Annotated in this window: 18 protein-coding genes; 10 read left to right on the top strand and 8 right to left on the bottom strand. The window is 71.3% G+C overall.

Features of this window, described 5'->3' with window-relative positions:
- Window positions 1–59: 59 nt before the first annotated feature.
- Window positions 60–1,232 (top strand): serine hydrolase domain-containing protein, encoded by a 1,173-nt coding sequence (locus ACWY4P_RS34650; RefSeq protein ID WP_456204487.1) that lies wholly within the window; start codon window positions 60–62, stop codon window positions 1,230–1,232.
- A gap of 9 nt (window positions 1,233–1,241) precedes the next feature.
- Here the strand turns inward: ACWY4P_RS34650 and ACWY4P_RS34645 are convergent, their stop codons facing one another.
- From ACWY4P_RS34645 to ACWY4P_RS34635, 3 genes are all read right to left on the bottom strand, one after another.
- On the bottom strand, window positions 1,242–2,225 hold the full coding sequence (locus tag ACWY4P_RS34645; protein WP_456204486.1) for an aldo/keto reductase: 984 nt from the start codon (window positions 2,223–2,225) through the stop codon (window positions 1,242–1,244).
- 91 nt (window positions 2,226–2,316) lie between these two features.
- Window positions 2,317–2,517: a DUF397 domain-containing protein gene (locus ACWY4P_RS34640; RefSeq protein ID WP_456204485.1), complete on the bottom strand. Its 201-nt coding sequence runs from the start codon at window positions 2,515–2,517 to the stop codon at window positions 2,317–2,319.
- Between the two features lie 11 nt (window positions 2,518–2,528).
- Window positions 2,529–3,383, bottom strand: coding sequence for a helix-turn-helix domain-containing protein (locus ACWY4P_RS34635; RefSeq protein ID WP_456213159.1), 855 nt, complete (start codon window positions 3,381–3,383; stop codon window positions 2,529–2,531).
- Between the two features lie 141 nt (window positions 3,384–3,524).
- Here ACWY4P_RS34635 and ACWY4P_RS34630 point away from each other — a divergent pair, with 141 nt between their 5' ends.
- Window positions 3,525–3,992, top strand: coding sequence for an ATP-binding protein (locus ACWY4P_RS34630; protein WP_456204484.1), 468 nt, complete (start codon window positions 3,525–3,527; stop codon window positions 3,990–3,992).
- Between the two features lie 377 nt (window positions 3,993–4,369).
- Here ACWY4P_RS34630 and speB read toward each other — a convergent pair whose 3' ends face one another.
- Both speB and ACWY4P_RS34620 read right to left on the bottom strand, forming a co-directional pair.
- A complete protein-coding gene (speB, locus tag ACWY4P_RS34625) occupies window positions 4,370–5,353 on the bottom strand; it encodes an agmatinase (protein ID WP_456204483.1) in 984 nt (327 codons plus the stop codon).
- 211 nt (window positions 5,354–5,564) lie between these two features.
- Window positions 5,565–5,882 (bottom strand): SCO5918 family protein, encoded by a 318-nt coding sequence (locus ACWY4P_RS34620; RefSeq protein WP_456204482.1) that lies wholly within the window; start codon window positions 5,880–5,882, stop codon window positions 5,565–5,567.
- Window positions 5,883–6,173: 291 nt separating this feature from the next.
- Here ACWY4P_RS34620 and ACWY4P_RS34615 point away from each other — a divergent pair, with 291 nt between their 5' ends.
- From ACWY4P_RS34615 to ACWY4P_RS34605, 3 genes are all read left to right on the top strand, one after another.
- Window positions 6,174–6,377 carry a cold-shock protein gene (locus tag ACWY4P_RS34615; RefSeq protein ID WP_456204481.1) on the top strand — a complete coding sequence of 68 codons (204 nt, stop codon included), beginning with the start codon at window positions 6,174–6,176 and terminating at the stop codon, window positions 6,375–6,377.
- 259 nt (window positions 6,378–6,636) lie between these two features.
- A complete protein-coding gene (locus ACWY4P_RS34610; RefSeq protein WP_456204480.1) occupies window positions 6,637–8,064 on the top strand; it encodes a DEAD/DEAH box helicase in 1,428 nt (475 codons plus the stop codon).
- A 57-nt stretch (window positions 8,065–8,121) separates the two neighbouring features.
- Window positions 8,122–8,931 (top strand): phosphatase, encoded by an 810-nt coding sequence (locus ACWY4P_RS34605; RefSeq protein WP_456204479.1) that lies wholly within the window; start codon window positions 8,122–8,124, stop codon window positions 8,929–8,931.
- 27 nt (window positions 8,932–8,958) lie between these two features.
- On the opposite strand, the gene ACWY4P_RS34600 is transcribed toward ACWY4P_RS34605, so the two are convergent.
- From ACWY4P_RS34600 to ACWY4P_RS34590, 3 genes are all read right to left on the bottom strand, one after another.
- Entirely contained in the window at window positions 8,959–9,882 is a 924-nt protein-coding gene (locus ACWY4P_RS34600; protein WP_456204478.1) for an acyl-CoA thioesterase, read from the bottom strand.
- 56 nt (window positions 9,883–9,938) lie between these two features.
- A complete protein-coding gene (locus ACWY4P_RS34595; RefSeq protein WP_456204477.1) occupies window positions 9,939–11,096 on the bottom strand; it encodes an acyl-CoA dehydrogenase family protein in 1,158 nt (385 codons plus the stop codon).
- A gap of 89 nt (window positions 11,097–11,185) precedes the next feature.
- Window positions 11,186–11,800 carry an SACE_7040 family transcriptional regulator gene (locus ACWY4P_RS34590; RefSeq protein WP_456204476.1) on the bottom strand — a complete coding sequence of 205 codons (615 nt, stop codon included), beginning with the start codon at window positions 11,798–11,800 and terminating at the stop codon, window positions 11,186–11,188.
- Between the two features lie 133 nt (window positions 11,801–11,933).
- Here ACWY4P_RS34590 and ACWY4P_RS34585 point away from each other — a divergent pair, with 133 nt between their 5' ends.
- The 5 genes from ACWY4P_RS34585 to ACWY4P_RS34565 all read left to right on the top strand — a co-directional run bounded on the left by ACWY4P_RS34585 (window position 11,934) and on the right by ACWY4P_RS34565 (window position 19,568).
- Window positions 11,934–13,586 carry a carboxyl transferase domain-containing protein gene (locus ACWY4P_RS34585; protein ID WP_456204475.1) on the top strand — a complete coding sequence of 551 codons (1,653 nt, stop codon included), beginning with the start codon at window positions 11,934–11,936 and terminating at the stop codon, window positions 13,584–13,586.
- 30 nt (window positions 13,587–13,616) lie between these two features.
- Window positions 13,617–15,743 carry an ATP-binding protein gene (locus ACWY4P_RS34580; protein ID WP_456204474.1) on the top strand — a complete coding sequence of 709 codons (2,127 nt, stop codon included), beginning with the start codon at window positions 13,617–13,619 and terminating at the stop codon, window positions 15,741–15,743.
- Window positions 15,743–16,687 carry a hydroxymethylglutaryl-CoA lyase gene (locus tag ACWY4P_RS34575; protein ID WP_456204473.1) on the top strand — a complete coding sequence of 315 codons (945 nt, stop codon included), beginning with the start codon at window positions 15,743–15,745 and terminating at the stop codon, window positions 16,685–16,687. Before ACWY4P_RS34580 ends, ACWY4P_RS34575 begins: the two co-directional genes overlap by 1 nt.
- A 293-nt stretch (window positions 16,688–16,980) precedes the next feature.
- Window positions 16,981–18,405, top strand: a complete 1,425-nt coding sequence (gene iscB / locus ACWY4P_RS34570) for an RNA-guided endonuclease IscB (protein ID WP_456204472.1) — start codon at window positions 16,981–16,983, stop codon at window positions 18,403–18,405.
- On the top strand, window positions 18,402–19,568 hold the full coding sequence (locus ACWY4P_RS34565; protein WP_456204471.1) for an acyl-CoA dehydrogenase family protein: 1,167 nt from the start codon (window positions 18,402–18,404) through the stop codon (window positions 19,566–19,568). The genes iscB and ACWY4P_RS34565 overlap by 4 nt, the downstream gene beginning before the upstream one ends.
- Window positions 19,569–19,574 lie beyond the last annotated feature (6 nt).

Genomic DNA, 19,574 nt, shown 5'->3' with positions numbered 1-19,574 from the left:
CAGAGTTGCCCGCGGTCACCGTGCCCGGCTCTGTGCCGACCACCCTGGGGAGCAGCCTGATGCACCACCGCCCTTCCGCCCTCCGCCGCCTGACCATGACTGGCGTCGCTCTCGCCGCGATCACCGCAGGTACGTGCGTTCCCGCCGCGATGGCGTCTGCCGCGGTGCCGCAACGGGCGGCGGTCACCGCCTCGTTCGACCCCGCGCCGATGCAAGATCTGCTCGCTCACCTCCCTGACCCCGTTGTCGCCGGCGCACTGGTCAGGGTGGCGGGGGACAGCCCGGCGATGCCGTGGGCCGGAACCACGGGGGAGGTGTCCCGCGACGCTCACTTCCGCATCGGCAGCGTGACGAAGATCTTCACCAGCACGGTCGTGCTCCAGCTGGCCGCCGAGCACCGGATCGCCGTCGACGCGCCCGTCCGGCGCTACCTGCCCGACCTCATCCCGGCCGCATACGGCACGGTCACCGTGCGCGAACTCCTGGACCACACCAGCGGCCTGCCGGCCCCGGCCGGCATACCCGGGCCCGCCGACGGTCCCGGTTGGTGGCAGAAGAGCGTGTCACCGCGGGACGTGGTGCGCAATACGTTCGCGGCCGCCGCGAGCCAAGGGACGGGGCGGCCGACCGAGCCCGGCAGTGTCCAGCAGTACAACGGCGTCAACACATTCGTCCTCGGCCTACTGGTCGAAAAGGTGACCGGCCACACCTTCGAAGACGAACTCACCCGCCGCATCATCCTGCCGCTGGGGCTGCGCGACACCAGCCTCCCCTCAGCGGACGACCTGTCCATCGCCACACCGCACGCTCGCGTATACGTCGGTGCGGACGAGGTGACCGAGCAGAGCCCCTGGGCCTGGGCCGAGGGCGGAATGATCTCCACCGCCGCCGATCTGGACCGGTTCATGACCGCCCTGTTCTGCGGCCGGCTCCTCCCGCCCGCCCAGCAGAAACTGGCGTTCACCGTGCCCGACGTGCCCAGCGCGCCGACCAACACGAACTGCATCAACAAAACGAGTTGCTTCAGCGCCGCCGGCCTGATGCGGGTCACACTCGACAACGGCGTCACCGTGTGGGGCAAAACCGGCTCCCTGCCCGGGTGGACCAACGGCGTGTTCACGGCCCGCGATCTGACACGCCGTGTGGTCTACTCCCTCAACCCCACGGGCTCCGCCTCCGAACGGCCTTACGTCATGGCCGTCATCAACGCCGCCTTCAAGGACGCCGGCTGAACCCAGGCCTTACGCGGCCACCGGCACCCGCTCGTCGAGCAGCCCCTCGCCGCGCAGATCTGCCCACACCCCGTCCGGGATCTCGGCCCCGAACGACTCGACGTTGCTCCGCACCTCCTCGACGGTGCGCATGCCGACCACGATGCCCGCGACGACCGGGTGCCGCAGCGGAAACGCCATGGCCACCTGCGGAAGCGTCACGCCGTGCGCCTCGCAGACATCCGCGATGCGGTGCGTCCGCCGCACCAGCTCCCGCGAGGCGGGCGCGTACTCGAAGTGCGCCCCCTCGGCGGGGCGCGGTGTGGCGAGCAGGCCGGAGTTGAAGATGGACGCCGCGAGTACGGAGACGCTGCGCTCGGCGCAGGCGGGCAGCAGGTCGTCGAGGGCGCCGTGCTGGAGGAGTGTGTAGTGGCCGGACAGCATCACCGCGTCCACGTCTGCCTCTTGGACCAGCTTGGTGAGCATGCCGGTGTGGTACATCCCCGCTCCGATGGCGCCTACGACGCCCTCGGAGCGCAGCTCGGCGAGGGCGGGGTAGCCGGTGCGCAGCGCGTCCTCGAAGTGCTTCTCCGCGTCATGGAGGAAGAGCATGTCGATGCGGTCGACGCCCATGCGGGTGACGGAGTCCTCGACGCTGCGCCGGATGCCGTCGCGGGAGAAGTCCCACACCCGGCGATGCGTCGCGGGCACCTGGAACGCCTCGTCCATGCGGCCCGCCGGGTCCTGCGGGACGAGCACCCTGCCGACCTTCGTCGACAGCGTGAACTCGTCGCGCGGCTTGTCGCGGAGGAGGTCGCCGATCCGGCGCTCGGAGTGGCCGATGCCGTAGTGCGGCGAGGTGTCGAAGTACCGGATGCCGAGATCCCAGCCCGCGGCCAGCGCGCCGGCGGCGGTCTCGTCGTCCAGCGCCTCGAACAGCCCACCCAGCGGCCCGCCGCCGAACCCCAGCTCCGTGACCTCTACAGTGCTGCGGCCGAGCCGATTGGTCCTCATCCCGCGGGTCCTCCTCGTGTCACGGCGCCGACGGGCGGCAAGTTTGCCGTGGGTGTGGCGGGGCGCCAACTGTTTTTCGGAGCGGGATGGTTCAGGGGGTGAGGTGGTCGAAGTCGCCTGCCTTCACCCCGGCTATGAACGCGGCGAGGCCGGGGCGGGCCGTGGTCAGTACGACCTGGGGGTCGTCGCTCTCCCGTATGAGGATGATGTCGGCGCTTCGGGCGAGCTCGACACACTCCGGCCCGTCGCCGCCCGAGAATGATGACTTCCGCCACTGGATCGATGCACTCATGACCACGCCCCTCACAGTTCCCGCGCGATGTGATGGATGAGCTGCCGCGATTCTTCCGCATCGAGCGCCAGGCTTTCAGCCCTGTCGAGCAGCTTTCCATACCTGTGAAGCTCGGCCTCAGCATCCAGGAAGCGACCCCCGACGACGTTGTCCACCTGGACTGTGTCCAGTCGGGGAACTGCCGTACCGGCGTACAAAATCGGGTTAGTGGTCTCGACGAAGTCTTCATTCGTGAAGGGGACGACGCGCACGGTGACCGCTTCCGAGCCGGACACTGTCATCAGGTGCTCAAGCTGCGCGCGAGCCACCTTGCGACCGCCGAACCGCATGCGCAACGCCGCCTCATGGATCGTCGCCGTCAGCCGCACGGGCTCATCACGCTCAAGGATCATCTGCCGCCGCATTCGGTACTCAACCCTCGCGTCGATCTCCTCGGTTGGCAGCGCATGGACGACGCCTTGGAAGAGAACACGCGCGTAGCCCTCTGTCTGCAACAGGCCCGGGATCAGCATGGCCTGCATGGACCGGACGTACACCGCATGGTGTTCCATCTCGGCGACATCCAGAAAGCCCGGTGCAAGGATTCCTCGGTACTCGTCCCACCAGAACTGACCGCGCCGCTCTTCGGCAATGGCGCACAGCGCGTCGACCAGCACGGCGTCAGCGCACGCGTAGAAGGTGGCGAGCCGACGGATGCGCTCGCCGCTGATCCCAATCCGGCCCGCTTCGATGTTGCTCACCCTGGCCTGATCGACCCCGAGCAGCGCAGCAGCCTCGCGAGCGGTCCTCCCGGCCCGCTCGCGCATTCTCCGCAGCTCGGACCCGAGGCGCACCTGTCGAACGGTCGGGGTGTCCCTTGGCGGCATTGCCGTCACAGTCCTTCCTTCTCCGCCACCCACATGAGTGAGACACGGAGAAAAACCTTGTACCGGTACAGCGTTTATCCATACCGTCTGTGATCGTACCGCTACCCAACCAACACGCGCGCGGCGCCGGAAGGGACCACCATGACCGACCTGCCACCCCAACTCCTCAGCGAGGCAATCGAAACGGCCCACCGCTACCGACTCCGCGCCCCCAACGTCCCCGAGACCGCCAAAGTAGCCCGCGACATGGTCGCGGGCCTGCTCGTCGCCACCGGCCACCCCGCCCTCGTCGAGACCGCCCGCCTCCTGGTCACCGAAGTCGTCGCGAACGTCCACCTGCACACCAAGGTGCCTCTGCTCTCGCTCGAAGCGACGATCCGGGGCCGCCAACTCCACGTATCCGTACGGGACGACGACCCGGGCGGCGCCCCCTGGCCGGCCGAACCCCGCTCCCCCGAGGCGGAGGCCGACGCCGAACACGGGCGTGGCCTGCTGCTGGTGCAGGCGTACGCGGACGCCTGGGGGACGGTCTGGCACGGTGGGCTCCAGCCCACCGGCAAAAGCGTGTGGTTCTCGGTGTCCGATGCTCCGGCACTGAAAGCTCTGTAGGGTGACCAGCTCCGCCAAGTGATCGACCCCGGCATCCGAACTGCCGGGGTCGATCGCATGTTCAGGGTAGTGCACAGCTCAGACCGGCTGCCCTCACCGCGCGCGACGCGGCGGCCGTGACGTAGCGGATACCGTCGCCGCACCGACCTCGCCGTCACCTGGGCGGCTGAGGCGGCGCAGGTGGCGCAGGTGGCGTAGGTGGCTGGACGGGGTGCGACGGGACGCGGGGCAGCGTCGTCTGCAGCCAGTTGCGCCCCGAACCGTCGAGCAAGTCTTCGATCACCATACGGCCGACGCTATTGCCTGCCATCACCGAGGCACACACCCACGCGGCAGCCGACGGCCCGGCCGTCGGCATGCTCGGCACAGCGATCGGATCAAGCGCCGTCGGAGGCACGCCCCGTCGCGATCTGGCGGGCCATGATCGTGGTGAGCTCGTACGCCGTGTGGGAGGCGGCCACGGAGGTGATCTCCGCGTGGTCGTACGCCGGGGCGACCTCGACGACGTCGGCGGAGACCAGGTGGCAGGAGGCCAGGCCGCGCAGGATCTCCAGGAGTTCGCGGGAGGTGAGGCCGCCCGCCTCGGGGGTGCCGGTGCCGGGGGCGTGGGCGGGGTCGAGGACGTCGATGTCGATGGAGATGTACAGGGGGCGGTCGCCGATGCGCTCGCGCAGCTGCTGGGCGACCTCGTCCACGCCGCGCCGCATGACGTCGGCGGAGGTGACGATCCCGAAGCCCATCTTGGCGTCGTCGTCCAGGTCCCGCTTCCCGTACAGCGGGCCGCGCGTGCCGACGTGCGAGAGGGCGGAGGTGTCGAGGATGCCTTCCTCGACGGCCCGGCGGAAGGGCGTGCCGTGGGTGTACTCGGCGCCGAAGTAGGTGTCCCAGGTGTCGAGGTGGGCGTCGAAGTGGAGCAGGGCGACCGGGCCGTGCTCGCGGGCGACGGCGCGCAGCAGGGGGAGGGCGATGGTGTGGTCGCCGCCGAGGGTCATCAGGCGGGCGCCGGTGGCGAGCAGGTCGTCGGCGGCGGCCTGGATGGTCTCGACGGCCTCGTTGATGTCGAAGGGGTTCGCGGCGATGTCACCGGCGTCGGCGACCTGGGCGAGAGCGAAGGGGGAGGCGTCCTGGGCCGGGTTGTAGGGGCGCAGCAGCCGGGACGCCTCGCGGATGGCGTTGCCGCCGAAACGGGCGCCGGGGCGGTAGGAGACCCCGCTGTCGAAGGGCACGCCGACCACGGCGATGTCCGCCGCGCCGCCGACCTCGTCGACGCGCGGCAGCCGGGCGAAGGTCGCGGGGCCCGCGTAGCGGGGGATGCGGGAGGAGTCGACGGGACCGAGGGGGCGGCGGTCTGCTGTGGTCATGGCTCCGAGCGTAGGCAGCGCGGCCGGTCGGGCACATGGACGTTCCCGAGGGCCGCGTGCGGCGTTTTGGACACCACGTCCAGGTCGGCGCCGGGCCCGGACCCTCGCCGGACGGCCCCGGACGCGGTCAAGACACAGGGGTCGAAACACAGGGGTCAAGACACAACCGGGATGTGTCCCGGACGTGACCCGGGACACATCCCCACCCCGCTCAGCTGTCCGTGGGGCTTCCGAGGGCCGCCGCCGCGGCCGCGACGGGGTCGAGGGCGGTGGACGGGGGCGTGGGCGCGGCGGCGGGCGCCGGCTCGCAGGTGAAGCCGAGGCGCTTCATGGCGCGGACCACCTCGCCCGAGGTGAAGTCGCGGCGGTCCTGGCGGGTGATCACCGCTCCGACCTGCATGGCGGGGTAGCTGCGGCGGCCGATCCGGACCGAGGGACCGGTGATCGGTTCGGGCTTGACGCCGCTCATCGCTTCCTTCACCTCGCTCGCGGTCAGATCGAAGGCGTAGTTGGCGATGACGCAGCGCATAGGACCTCACGGGGAGAAGGAGGGAGGGAGCCGGTAGAGGCAGGGTCCCACACCGGGTGCCCGGCGGGAAGCGCAGATTCACCGGGCGTGGTTCCCCCCAGCCGGGCGCAGCACGTGCTAGCGTGGTAGCAGTTGCAGTTTTGGTACCCATAAACTTTTATGTGCGCCTGACAGGATGTAGCCATCAGGCGCATTTTTGTTTTACCGGTGGTTTCCGGATGGGGTCATTGCGGCGACGCGGAATCCGTGAGGTTCGGGTTCCGGCTCTGCCCCAATTCAGAGGAGAATGACATGGCTACCGGCACCGTGAAGTGGTTCAACGCGGAAAAGGGCTTCGGCTTCATCGAGCAGGACGGCGGCGGCGCCGACGTCTTCGCCCACTACTCGAACATCGCCACCCAGGGCTACCGCGAGCTCCAGGAAGGTCAGAAGGTCTCGTTCGACGTCACGCAGGGCCAGAAGGGCCCGCAGGCCGAGAACATCGTGCCCGTCTGACGCGTCACAGCGCCATAGAGCCGGGGCCCGCACCCGAAGGGGTGCGGGCCCCGGCTCGCGTCTGGCCGCACCCGCCCCATCGCAGGCAGAAACCGGACTCAAGGACAGCGGCCTCCCCCCGCGGCCGACGGCCGATCGACGCCTCGGCACGTGGCCCCGTCACTCACCCGCTCTCCGGCACGTTCTGCGAATCTCTCGCCCCGGGATCATCCCCGCTGAGGAGTCCTCCTCGAAACGCGCCGTACGAGGAAGGCCCCGCATGAACCGCCCTGTCCGCTCGTCCCGCGGTACCGCACCGCGCTCCCGCAAGAATCGCCGCCCCGCCCCCGCTCTCGTCCCCATACCCGCCGACGGCAACGAATTCGCCGTGTCGCCGAGCACCACCCCGCTCCTGCCTCCCGTCGGCTCCTTCGCCGAGCTGGACCTGCCGGACGGGCTCGCCGCGGAGCTGGCGCGCCAGGGCGTGACCGTACCCTTTCCGATTCAGGCGGCCGCGCTGCCCAACGCGCTCGCCGGGCGCGATGTCCTGGGCCGTGGGCGGACCGGCTCCGGCAAGACCCTGGCCTTCGGCCTGGCCCTGCTGGCCCGTACCGCCGGGCAGCGCGCCGAGCCCCGCCGCCCGCTCGCCCTGGTCCTGGTGCCCACCCGGGAGCTGGCCCAGCAGGTCACCGACGCCCTCGCCCCTTACGCCCGGCCGCTGCGGCTGCGGCAGGCCACCGTGGTCGGCGGGATGTCGATCGGCCGCCAGGCGGGCGCGTTGCGCGACGGCGCCGAGGTGGTCATAGCGACCCCGGGCCGGCTCCACGATCTGATCGAACGCGGCGACTGCCGATTGGACCAGGTGCGCGTCACGGTCCTCGACGAGGCCGACCAGATGGCCGACATGGGCTTTCTCCCCCAGGTGACCCGGCTGCTGCGGCAGGTTCCGGCCGACGGCCAGCGCATGCTGTTCTCGGCGACCCTCGACCACAACGTCGGCCAGTTGGTGCGCCGGTTCCTCGACGACCCGGCCGTGCACTCGGTCGACGCCTCCGCGGGCGCGGTCACCACGATGGAGCACCATGTGCTGCACATCGCGGACACCGACAAGCGCACCGTCGTCACCCGGGTGGCCGCCCGCGACGGCCGCGTCATCATGTTCCTGGACACCAAGCGCGCGGTCGACCGGCTGACCAAGCACCTGCTGGCCAGCGGCGTGCGGGCGGCGGCGCTGCACGGCGGCAAGTCCCAGCCGCAGCGCACCCGGACTCTGGACTACTTCAAGACCGGCCATGTCAGCGTGCTGGTCGCCACGAATGTCGCCGCCCGGGGCATCCACGTCGACGACCTCGATCTCGTCGTCAACGTCGATCCGCCGGCCGACCACAAGGATTACCTGCACCGCGGCGGCCGCACCGCCCGTGCGGGTGGCTCCGGCACCGTCGTCACCCTCGTCCTGCCCGATCAGCGCCGTGCGATGGCCGGTCTGATGACGGACGCGGGCATCACTCCGCATACCGCCCGGGTGCACTCCAACGACACCGAGCTGGCCCGTATCACCGGCGCGCAAGCGCCCTCCGGTACCCCCGTCACCATCGACGCACCGGTCCCGGAACAGACGGCCCCCGGCACCGCCGGGCGCCCCCGGAACCGAAGCCGTCGGCGCGGCCGCCGGGCGGGCAGGTCCCAGCGGGGACTGGCTTCATGATCCTGTCAGCGCCCGGACCGTAGTGGATGCCCCCATTTCCTCGCGGCAGAGGCGACAATGGATCGCATGCCGATACCCAGCTCCGCGCCCAGCCGGGCCGAACTGATCGACCACCTGGTCCGCACCCGCATCGCCGGCGACGTCGCCACGCCCCGGGACAACAACCTCTCCCACTACCGCAAGCTCGCGAACGGCGACCGCCACTACTGGCTGGGCCTGGAACTGGGCGACCGCTGGGCCGATGAACAGGACGTGCTGGCGGTCATGGCGGAGCGCTGCGGCGTGGTCGACGACCCGGAGCACCGCGCCGGGCAGGACACCATCGACCCGGAGCTCACGGTGGGGGCGCTGGACCGGATGGCCTCGGTGCTGCGCAAGGCGGCCGAGGCGCAGGAGCGGGTGCTGTTCGCGACCGGACACCCGGGCGGGCTGCTGGACGTGCACCGCTTCACGGCGGCGGCGCTGCGGGCCGCGGGGTGCGAGATCGTGGAGATCCCGGGCGGGCTGACGGCGGACGAGGGGTACGTCTTCCAGTTCTGCGACGTGGCGATGCTGGAGCGCGGCGCGACGCTGTGGCACACCCACTCCCCCGCCCCCATGGCCGCGATCCTGGACGGTCTTGAGCAGGAGGGGCGGCCGCTGCCCGATCTGGTGGTCGCCGACCACGGCTGGGCTGGGTGCGCGGGGCAGCGGGGCATCGACGCGGTGGGGTATGCGGACTGCAACGACCCGGCGCTGTTCCTCGGCGAGGCGGAGGGCACGCTCCAGGTGGTGGTGCCGCTGGACGACCATGTCACCAACCCGCGGTTCTACGACCCGATGGTCGCCTATCTGCTGGACGCGGCGGGCCTCACGGCCGAGTCCTGACGCGAACCGAGCGCTAAGAAGCGAGCCCTAAGAACGGGGCACGCGCATGACGCCTTCCTGGATCACCGAGACCGCCAGCTGACCGTCGGCAGTGAAGATACGGCCCTTGGCCAGCCCCCGGCCGCCGGACGCGGAGGGGCTCTCCTGGTCGTACAGCAGCCACTCGTCCGCGCGGAACGGGCGGTGGAACCACATGGCGTGGTCCAGGCTGGCGCCGACGATGTCGCCGACCGTCCAGCCGCCGCGCCCGTGGGCGAGGAGCACCGAGTCCAGCAGCGTCATGTCGGAGACATAGGTGACCAGGCAGATGTGCGTCAGGGGGTCGTCGGCGGCGCCGTCCAGTTTGCCGTTCGTCCGGAACCAAACCTGCGACTTCGGCTCGCGCGGCTGCCCGACGCTCGCGTACGGCGGCGCGTCCACGTACCGCAGGTCGATCGCGCCCCGCGCCTCCAGCATCCGCTCGACCACGCTCGGGCCGCTGAAGAGGTGCGCGTACCGGGGCAGCAGTTCCTCGCCCGTCGGCAGGGAGAGCGGGTCGGGCACGGCGGGCATCGGCTCCTGGTGCTCAAGGCCCTCCTCGTGGCGCTGGAAGGACGCCGAGAGGTGGAAGATCGGCTGGCCGTGCTGGACCGCCACCACCCGGCGGGTGGTGAAGGAGAAGCCGTCGCGGATGCGGTCGACGGTGTAGACGATGGGCGCGTTCGGGTCGCCGGGGCGCAGGAAGTAGGCGTGCAGCGAGTGCGCCGGGCGGTCGGCCGGGACGGTGCGGCCGGCGGCGACCAGGGCCTGGGCGGCGACCTGGCCGCCGAAGACGCGCGGCACCAGGGGTGCCGCGCTGCTGGTGCCTCGGAAGATGTCCAGGTCTATCTGTTCCAGGTCGAGCAGATCGAGCAGGTTCTGTAGCGCGCCCTGTGGTGCGTGGTGTGGCGCGCCTTGTGGTGCTTCGTTCATGGTTTAAGGAGTTTTGCAGACCAAGCTTGCGCAGGTCTCACGGGTCTCATCCGGTCTCACAGGCCCATGGACTTCGCGATGATGGACCGCATGACCTCGCTGGTGCCGCCGTAGATGCGGGTGACGCGGGTGTCCGCGTACAGGCGGGCGATGGGGTACTCCATCATGTAGCCGTAACCGCCGTGCAGCTGGAGGCACTTGTCGATCACGACGGCCGCGCGCTCGGTGGTGAAGAGCTTCGCGGAGGCCGCGTCGGCCGCGGTGAGCTCGCCCGCGTCGTGCGCCTCCAGGGCCCGGTCGACGACCGCCTGCATCGCGTCCACCTCGGACTTGCAGTCGGCGAGCGCGAACTTGGTGTTCTGGAAGGACGCCACCGTCTTGCCGAAGATCGTACGGTCCGCCACATAGGCCTTGGCGAACTCGACGGCCGCGGCGGCCTGCGCGTATGCGCTGACGGCGATGCCCAGGCGCTCCTGCGGGAGGTTGTGGGTGAGGTACTCGAACGCCCGGCCCTCCACGCCCAGCAGGTCCTCGACCGGCACCTTGACGTCGGTGAAGGACAGCTCGGCGGTGTCGGAGGTCTTCAGGCCCAGCTTCTCCAGCTTGCGGCCGACCGCGTAGCCCTCGCTCCTGGTGTCGACGACGAGGATGGATATGCCGCCGCGGCGGTCCTCGGGGGTGGCGGGGGCGGTGCGGGCGCAGACCAGGACGCGGTCGGCGAGGACGCCGCCGGTGATGAAGGTCTTGGCGCCGTTGAGGACGTAGTGCGTGCCGTCCTCGGACAGCTTGGCGGTGGTCTTCATGCCCGCCAGGTCGGAGCCGGTGCCCGGCTCGGTCATGGCGATGGCGGTCATCATGTCGCCGGAGATGAACGGGGGCAGCCAGCGCCGCTTCTGCTCCTCGTTGGCGTACTTGAGCAGGTACGGCAGGCACAGCGCGGTGTGTACGCCGCTGCCGCCGAAGCTGACCCCGGCCCGGGCGGTCTCCTCGGTGATGATCGCGTTGAACTTGAAGCTGGTCTCGCCCGCGCCGCCGTACTCCTCGGGCACCTCGATGCCGAAGATGCCCAGCTCGCCGAGTTTCTTGTAGAACTCGCGCGGGGCCTGGCCGGCCTCCCGCCACTCCTCGTAGTACGGCACGACCTCGGCGGCGATGAAGTCGCGGATGGTCTCCCGGAACGCCTCGTGGTCCTCGTTGAACACCGTGCGACGCATCTGCGGCGACCTCCTCGGTACGGCTGGCTAAGCGCTTGCTCAGCGAAAGCTACCGGCCGGTTGGCGGGCTGTCCAGACCCGTCCGCGCCTCACCCCTGAGCACCCCCGCCCGCCGCCGCGCGGAAGGCGCCGAGCGCCAGGCGGTACAGCAGCTCGGCGGTGGCCGCGCGGCCCGGGAGGGAGCCGGGGCGGCTGAGGTGCGGGGTGGAGTTGAGCAGCCCGAAGACGGCGTGGACACACGCCCGCGCCTCGGGCTCGGCGAGCCGGGGATGGACCTCGCACACCACCTGGACCCACAGCTCGACGTACTGCCGCTGGAGCGAGCGCACCAGCTTGCGGTCGGTGTCCCGGAGCCGGTCCAGCTCGCGGTCGTGGAGGGTGATCAGCGGGCGGTCGTCGAGGGCGAAGTCGATATGGCCCCGGACCAGCGAGTCCAGCACCGCATCCGGATCCCGCTCCCGCTCCGAGGCCTCGGCGGCGCGCTGCTTGCCGCCCGTCAGAAGCCGGCCGCTGATGCCGACCAGCAGCTCCGCCAGCATGGCCTCCTTGCCCGCGAAGTGGCGGTAGAGGCCCGGTCCGCTGATGCCGACCGCCGCGCCTATCTCGTCGACGCCGACGCCGTGGAAGCCGCGCTCGGCGAACAGGCGCGCCGCCTCCTTCAGGATCTGTTCGCGGCGGGTGGGGGCAGGGGCTTGCGTGCTCATGGAGTTGATTCTAGACAGCGGCGTTAGTGGTCGTTAACCTGGCGGGGATGGGTTAACGCTCATTAACCATGCCTGGACCACGAGGCATGCGTGAGGCATGTGCGAGGCACGCGAGGCAAGGGGGCCCGTAGTCATGGAGCAGGCACCGGTGCTGGGCAGCGCCGCCGATCCGGCGTCCGACGCCTGGGCGGCCAACGAGGCCGCGCACCGCGAGCTGGCCACGCGGCTGCGCGAGAAGCTGGCCGCGGCGCGGCTGGGCGGCGGCGAGAAGACGCGGGCGCGGCACACCGCGCGCGGCAAGCTGCTGCCCCGCGACCGGGTCGACACCCTGCTGGACGCGGGCTCGCCGTTCCTGGAGCTGGCCCCGCTCGCGGCCGACGGGATGTACGAGGGGCAGGCCCCGGCGGCGGGAGTGATCGCGGGGATCGGGCGGGTGACGGGCCGCGAGGTGATGGTGATCGCCAATGACGCCACGGTCAAGGGCGGCACGTACTACCCGATGACGGTCAAGAAGCATCTGCGCGCCCAGGACGTCGCCTTGGAGAACGGGCTGCCGTGCGTGTATCTGGTCGACTCCGGAGGCGCCTTCCTGCCCATGCAGGACGAGGTCTTCCCCGACCGGGACCACTTCGGGCGGATCTTCTACAACCAGGCGCGGATGTCGGGCGCCGGGATCCCGCAGATCGCGGCGGTGCTCGGGTCCTGCACGGCGGGCGGGGCGTATGTCCCGGCGATGAGCGACGAGGCCGTCATCGTGCGCGGACAGGGCACGATCTTCCTGGGCGGGCCGCCGCTGGTGAAGGCGGCGACGGGAGAGGTCGTCACGGCCGAGGAGCTGGGCGGTGGCGAGGTCCATTCCAGGGTCTCCGGCGTCACCGACCACCTCGCGGAGAGCGACGCCCACGCCCTGCGCATCGTCCGTACGGTCGTCTCGACGCTCCCGGCGCCCCTGCCGAGGCGCGGGCCGCTGCCGTGGCCGGTGGAGCCCTCCGAGGAGCCCGCGGTCGACCCGGCGGGGCTCTACGGGGCGGTGCCGGTCGACTCGCGCACGCCGTACGACGTGCGCGAGGTGATCGCGCGTCTCGTGGACGGCTCGCGGTTCGCCGAGTTCAAGGCCGAGTTCGGCACGACCCTGGTCACGGGCTTCGCGCACATCATGGGCCACCCGGTGGGCATCGTCGCCAACAACGGCATCCTGTTCTCCGAATCGGCCCAGAAGGGCGCCCATTTCATCGAGCTGTGCGACCAGCGCGGCATCCCTCTGGTGTTCCTTCAGAACATCTCGGGGTTCATGGTCGGCCGCAGCTATGAGGCGGGCGGCATCGCCAAGCACGGCGCCAAGATGGTCACCGCCGTGGCCTGCACGCGCGTGCCGAAGCTCACGGTCGTCATCGGCGGCTCGTACGGCGCGGGCAACTACTCGATGTGCGGGCGCGCCTATTCGCCGCGCTTCCTGTGGATGTGGCCCAACGCGAAGATCTCGGTGATGGGCGGCGAGCAGGCGGCCTCCGTGCTCGCGACCGTCAGGCGCGACCAGATGGAGGCGCGCGGCGAGGAGTGGCCGGCGGACGAGGAGGAGGCGTTCCGGGCGCCGATCCGCGCGCAGTACGAGACCGAGGGAAACGCCTATTACGCGACGGCGCGGCTGTGGGACGACGGCGTGATCGACCCCCTGGAGACCCGCGCGGTGCTGGGCCTCGCCCTCACCGCCTGTGCGAACGCGCCGCTTCCCGGCAAGCCCGGCCAGAATCCCGTGACGCGCGGCTTCGGCGTCTTCCGGATGTGAGGGACCGTGGAGCTGAAGAGTGTGAGCCCGATGTTCGAGACAGTTCTGGTGGCCAACCGCGGCGAGATCGCCGTCCGGGTGATCCGCACGCTGCGGCGGCTCGGTGTGCGCTCGGTCGCCGTGTTCAGCGACGCCGACGCGGACGCGCCGCATGTGCGCGAGGCGGACACGGCGGTCCGGCTCGGCCCGGCGAGCCCCGCCGAGAGCTATCTGTCGGTCAAGCGGCTGCTGGACGCGGCCGACCGGGCCGGCGCCCAGGCCGTGCACCCCGGCTATGGCTTCCTCGCGGAGAACGCGGCCTTCGCCCGCGCCTGCACCGGCGCCGGGCTCGCCTTCATCGGCCCGCCCGCCGCGGCGATCGAGCTGATGGGCGACAAGATCCGCGCCAAGGAGAGCGTGCGGGCGGCGGGCGTGCCCGTGGTGCCCGGCTCCACGGGCAGCGCCCTGACCGACGCCGATCTCGCGGAGGCCGCCCGGGAGATCGGCATGCCCGTGCTGCTCAAGCCCTCGGCGGGCGGCGGGGGCAAGGGCATGCGGCTGGTGCGGGACGAGGCGCGGCTCGCCGACGAGATCGCGGCCGCGCGGCGCGAGGCCCGTGGCGCGTTCGGCGATGACACGCTGCTGGTCGAGCGCTGGATCGACCGCCCCCGGCATATCGAGATCCAGGTGCTGGCCGACGGCCATGGTCACGTCATCCACCTCGGCGAGCGCGAGTGCTCGCTCCAGCGCCGCCATCAGAAGATCATCGAAGAGGCGCCGAGCCCCCTGCTCGACCCCGACACCCGGGCGCTCATGGGCGAGGCCGCGGTCCAGGCGGCGCGCTCCTGCGGCTATGTGGGCGCGGGCACGGTGGAGTTCATCGTCCCGGGCGCCGACCCGGCGGCGTACTGCTTCATGGAGATGAACACCCGCCTTCAGGTCGAGCACCCGGTGACCGAGCTCATCACCGGACTGGACCTGGTGGAGTGGCAGCTGCGGATCGCGGCCGGCGAGCAGCTGCCCCTCGCCCAGGACGACATCTCCCTCACCGGACACGCGGTCGAGGCCCGTATCTGCGCGGAGACCGCCCGGGTCAGCGGCGACAGGGTCGACTTCCTCCCCTCGGCGGGCACGGTGCTCGCCCTGTCCGAGCCGGACGGGGAGGGGGTGCGGGTCGACTCCGGGCTGGCCGTCGGCACCGAGGTCGGCACGGTGTACGACCCGATGCTCGCCAAGGTCATCGCCCACGGCCCCGACCGCCCCACCGCCCTGCGTCGGCTGCGCGCCGCGCTGGCCCGCACCACCACCCTGGGCCTGGACACCAACACCGGCTTTCTGCGCCGCCTCGCCGCCCACCCGGCCGTCGTCTCCGGCGACCTGGACACCGGCCTCGTCGACCGCGAGGCCCCCGGCCTGGTGCCCGCCGTCGTACCGGACGAGGTGTACGCGGCGGCGGCCCTGCTGCGCCAGGCGGCGCTGGAGCCGGGCGGGCCCTCCACCATGGACGGTTCGGGCTGGGTCGACCCGTTCTCCGTGCCGACCGGCTGGCGGCTGGGCGGCGAGCCCGCCTGGACCGTCCACCATCTGCGGGTGCCCGGCCACGCCCCGGTGACCGTCCGGGTGCGCGTCCGGGCCCAGGGCACGGAGGTGTGGGTGGCGGGCCCGGACACCCCCGAGACGCCGGCGACGCCCGCCGCCGAGGCGACGGTCCGCGCGCGGCTCACCCTGCCGCCGACGGACGGCGCCGCTTCCCGGGCCGTCCTGGACTGGGACGGCGTCACCCACACCTTCGCGTACGCCACGCAGGGCGCCGGCCACTGGCTGGGCCGGGACGGCGACGCCTGGCAGGTGGCCGGCCACGACCCGGTGGAGGCGGCCCTGCGCGGCGGGGCCGTCGGCGCCCACGCCGGGGAGCTCACCGCGCCGATGCCCGGCACGGTCACGGTGGTCAAGGCGGCCGTCGGCGACGAGGTCACCGCCGGTCAGGGGCTAGTGGTGGTCGAGGCCATGAAGATGGAGCACGTCATCTCCGCCCCGCACGACGGCACCGTCACCGAGCTCGATGTGACCCCCGGCAGCACGGTCGCCATGGACCAGCTGCTGGCGGTCGTCGCCCCGCACGAGACCGTCGTCACCCCGCACGAGACCGAAGACCGTAAGAGCGAGGAGCGTGAGTGATGGCCCTCCCCGACACCCTGCCCATGACCTTCACGGCCCGCGGGCTGCCCGCCCGGGTCCGCATCCATGAAGTGGGCCCCCGGGACGGGCTCCAGAACGAGAAGACGCTGGTCCCGGTGGCGGTGAAGGCCGAGTTCATCCGGCGGCTCGCGGAGGCGGGGCTGACCACCGTCGAGGCGACGAGCTTCGTCCACCCCAAGTGGGTGCCCCAGCTGGCCGACGCCGAGGAGCTGATGCCGCTGCTGGAGGGCACCCCGGCCCGGCTGCCCGTGCTGGTGCCGAACAAGCGCGGCCTAGAGCGCGCGCTGGCGCTCGGCGCGCGCGACGTCGCCGTCTTCGCCAGCGTCACCGAGTCCTTCGCCCGCGCCAACCTCAACCGCTCGGTGGACGAGGTGCTGGAGATGTTCGAGCCCGTCGTCGCCGAGGCCCGTACCGCGGGCGCCGAGGTGCGCGGCTATCTGTCGATGTGCTTCGGCGACCCGTGGGAGGGCGCGGTCCCCGTCTCGCAGACGGTCTCGGTAGCCCGCCACCTCATCGACATGGGGTGCGAGGAGCTGAGCCTGGGCGACACCATCGGCGTGGCCACCCCCGGCCATGTGCTGGAGCTGCTGGCCGCCCTGGGCGAGGCGGGCATCCCGGCGCAGAAGCTGGCGGTCCACTTCCACGACACCTACGGCCAGGCACTCGCCAACACCCTCGCGGCGCTGCAGTACGGCATCACCTGCGTCGACGCCTCCGCGGGCGGCCTCGGCGGCTGCCCGTACGCGAAGAGCGCGACCGGAAACCTCGCCACCGAAGACCTGGTGTGGATGCTCAACGGCCTCGGCATCGAGACCGGGGTCGACCTGAACCGGCTCGCCACGACCAGCGCCTGGATGGCCCGGCACCTGGGCCGCCCGAGCCCGTCCCGTACCGTCCGCGCGCTCTCCCCGAAGGAGATCTGAGCCGTAACCGGATCCCCCGTCTGAAGACGGGGGCTTTCAGCCCGTGTGGCTGAGGCCCGTGTGTTACCAGCACCAGCCAACTGCACTGGAGGTGACCCAAGTTGGCTACGTTCCGTACAGGACGGAAGACCCACCAGGCTGTGCTTCCTCAGCAGCCTGCTCTGGAATTCGGCCCAGCAGACAACCCCGGGATCAGGGACGAAACGGGGGCCGAAGACCGCGATGCGGTACCCGGTACGGGACATGTGCGAGGGGAGACCACCACGCCCTCACCTGGGCACGGTGGCCTCACCTTGGACCGTCAGGTCCGGGAGGAGGGCCGTGAGGCCCACCCACACGTGTTCGTCCTCGACCAGCACGGCACACCGCTGCAGCCCACCACACCCGCCAGGGCACGGAAGCTGCTGAAGTCCGGGCGGGCGGTAGTGGCCCGGCACACCCCGTTCGTCATCCGCTTGAAGGACCGCACCGCGACCGCAAGCGAGGTCGACGGGGTGGAGCTGGGCATCGATCCCGGCAGCAGACACACCGGCCTGGCGGTGTTCACCGCGCAAGGCGGACAGCGGCGAGGCCGGTACGCGGTCCAGCTCGACCATCGCGGCGCGCAGATCCGCAGGAAGCTGGAGCAGCGGGCCGCGTACCGGCGCGGGCGCCGGTCCCGTAACCTGCGCTACCGGGCGCCGCGGTTTCTCAACCGACGCCGCCCCAAGGGCTGGCTCGCGCCGAGCCTGCGGCACCGGGTGGAGACCACCGTCTTGTGGGTGGACCGCCTCTCACGGTGGGCACCGGTCAAGGCGTTGCATGTGGAGCGGGTTGCGTTCGACACGCATGCCATCAGCGCCGATCGCCCACTGGAGGGGGCGGAGTACCAGCACGGCACCCTGCACGGCGCGGAGGTGCGTGAGTACCTGCTTGCGAAGTTCGGCCGGGCCTGCGTGTACTGCGGTGCCACCGGGGTGCCGTTGAACATCGACCACGTCCATCCCCGCTCCCGTGGCGGCAGCGACCGGGTCTCCAATCTCGTCCTGGCCTGTGTGCCGTGCAATCAGGCCAAGGGCGACCGGCCAGTGGAGGAGTTCGCAGCCCCGGCCGTCGCCGCCCGCGTCAAGGCCCGGGCGAAGGCGCCGCTGAGGGAGGCCGCCGCCGTCCAGAGCGTCCGCTGGGCGCTGTGGCGCGCCCTGGAACAACGGCTGCCCACACACGTGGCGTCGGGCGGCCGAACGAAGTGGAACCGCACCCGCAACCACCTGCCCAAAACCCACACCCTCGACGCCCTGGCGGTCGGCAAGCTCGACACCATCACCCAGACCGTCACCCACGTCCTCGTCGCCGGGTGCACCGGGCGAGGCGCCTACACACGCACCCGCCCCGACAAGTACGGCTTCCCCCGGCTGCGCCTCCGCCGACGTAAGCAGTTCTTCGGCTTCCAGACCGGCGACCTGGTCCGCGCCGTCGTCCCCACCGGCAAGTACGCCGGCACCCACACGGGCCGCGTCGCTGTCCGCGCGTCCGGCAGCTTCGCCGTCCGCACCGCCCACGGCCTCGTCACCGCCCGGCACCCGCACGTCCGCCTGCTGCAGCGCGCGGACGGATACGCCTACACCACCCACCCCGAGGAGCCTTCCCACCCACTGCTCCGGCGCCCCACGCCGGAAGCACGGGATGCGCTTCCTCCCTCGCCTGAAGGCGGGAGTTCCCACGCAAGGAGTCCGCGATGACGACCGACCACCGTCTCTCTCCCGAGCACGAGGAACTGCGCCGTACCGTCGAGGCGTTCGCGCACGACGTGGTCGCCCCGAAGATCGGGGAGTTCTGGGAGCACCACGAGTTCCCGTACGCGATCATCCGCGAGATGGGCCGGATGGGCCTGTTCGGGCTGCCCTTCCCCGAGGAGTACGGCGGCATGGGTGGCGACTACTTCGCGCTCTGTCTGGCCATCGAGGAGCTGGCCCGGGTGGACTCCTCCGTGGCGGTCACCCTGGAGGCGGGGGTCTCGCTGGGCGCGATGCCGATCTTCCGCTACGGCACGGAGGAGCAGAAGCGCCGCTGGCTGCCCGGCCTGTGCTCGGGCGAGTCCCTGGGCGCGTTCGGCCTGACGGAGCCCGGCGGCGGCTCGGACGCGGGCGCCACGCGCACCACCGCCCGGCTGGACGAGGCCACGGGCGAGTTGGTGATCAACGGGACCAAGTGCTTCATCACCAACTCCGGCACGGACATCACCGCGCTGATCACGGTCACCGCGGTCACCGGCCGCAAGCCCGACGGCAGCCCCGAGATCTCCACGGTCATCGTGCCCTCGGGCACCCCCGGCCTCACCGTCGCCGCCCCCTACTCCAAGGTCGGGTGGAACGCGTCGGACACCCGCGAGCTGTCCTTCTCCGACTGCCGCGTCCCGGCGGACCATCTGCTCGGCGAGGAGGGCCGCGGCTACGCCCAGTTCCTGCGGATCCTGGACGAGGGCAGGATCGCGATCTCCGCGATGGCCACCGGACTGGCCCAGGGCTGTGTGGACGAGTCGGTGACGTACGCGAGGACCCGCGAGGCGTTCGGCCGCCCCATCGGCGCCAACCAGGCCATCCAGTTCAAGATCGCGGACATGGAGATGCGGGCGCATATGGCCCGGGTGGCCTGGCGGGACGCGGCCTCGCGGCTGGTGCGCGGGGAGCCGTTCAAGAAGGAGGCGTCGATCGCCAAGCTCTACTCCTCCGAGGTCGCGGTGACCAACGCGCGGGAGGCCACGCAGGTGCACGGCGGATACGGCTTCATGAACGAGTATCCGGTGGCCCGGATGTGGCGGGACTCCAAGATCCTGGAGATCGGCGAGGGCACCAGCGAGGTCCAGCGGATGCTGATCGCCCGCGAGCTCGGCCTCGCGGGCTGACCGCGC

Source organism: Streptomyces sp. LZ34, from assembly GCF_053890475.1.
The sequence above is the reverse complement of the archived record's forward strand: the minus strand, read 5'-3'. Positions and strand labels throughout refer to the sequence as shown.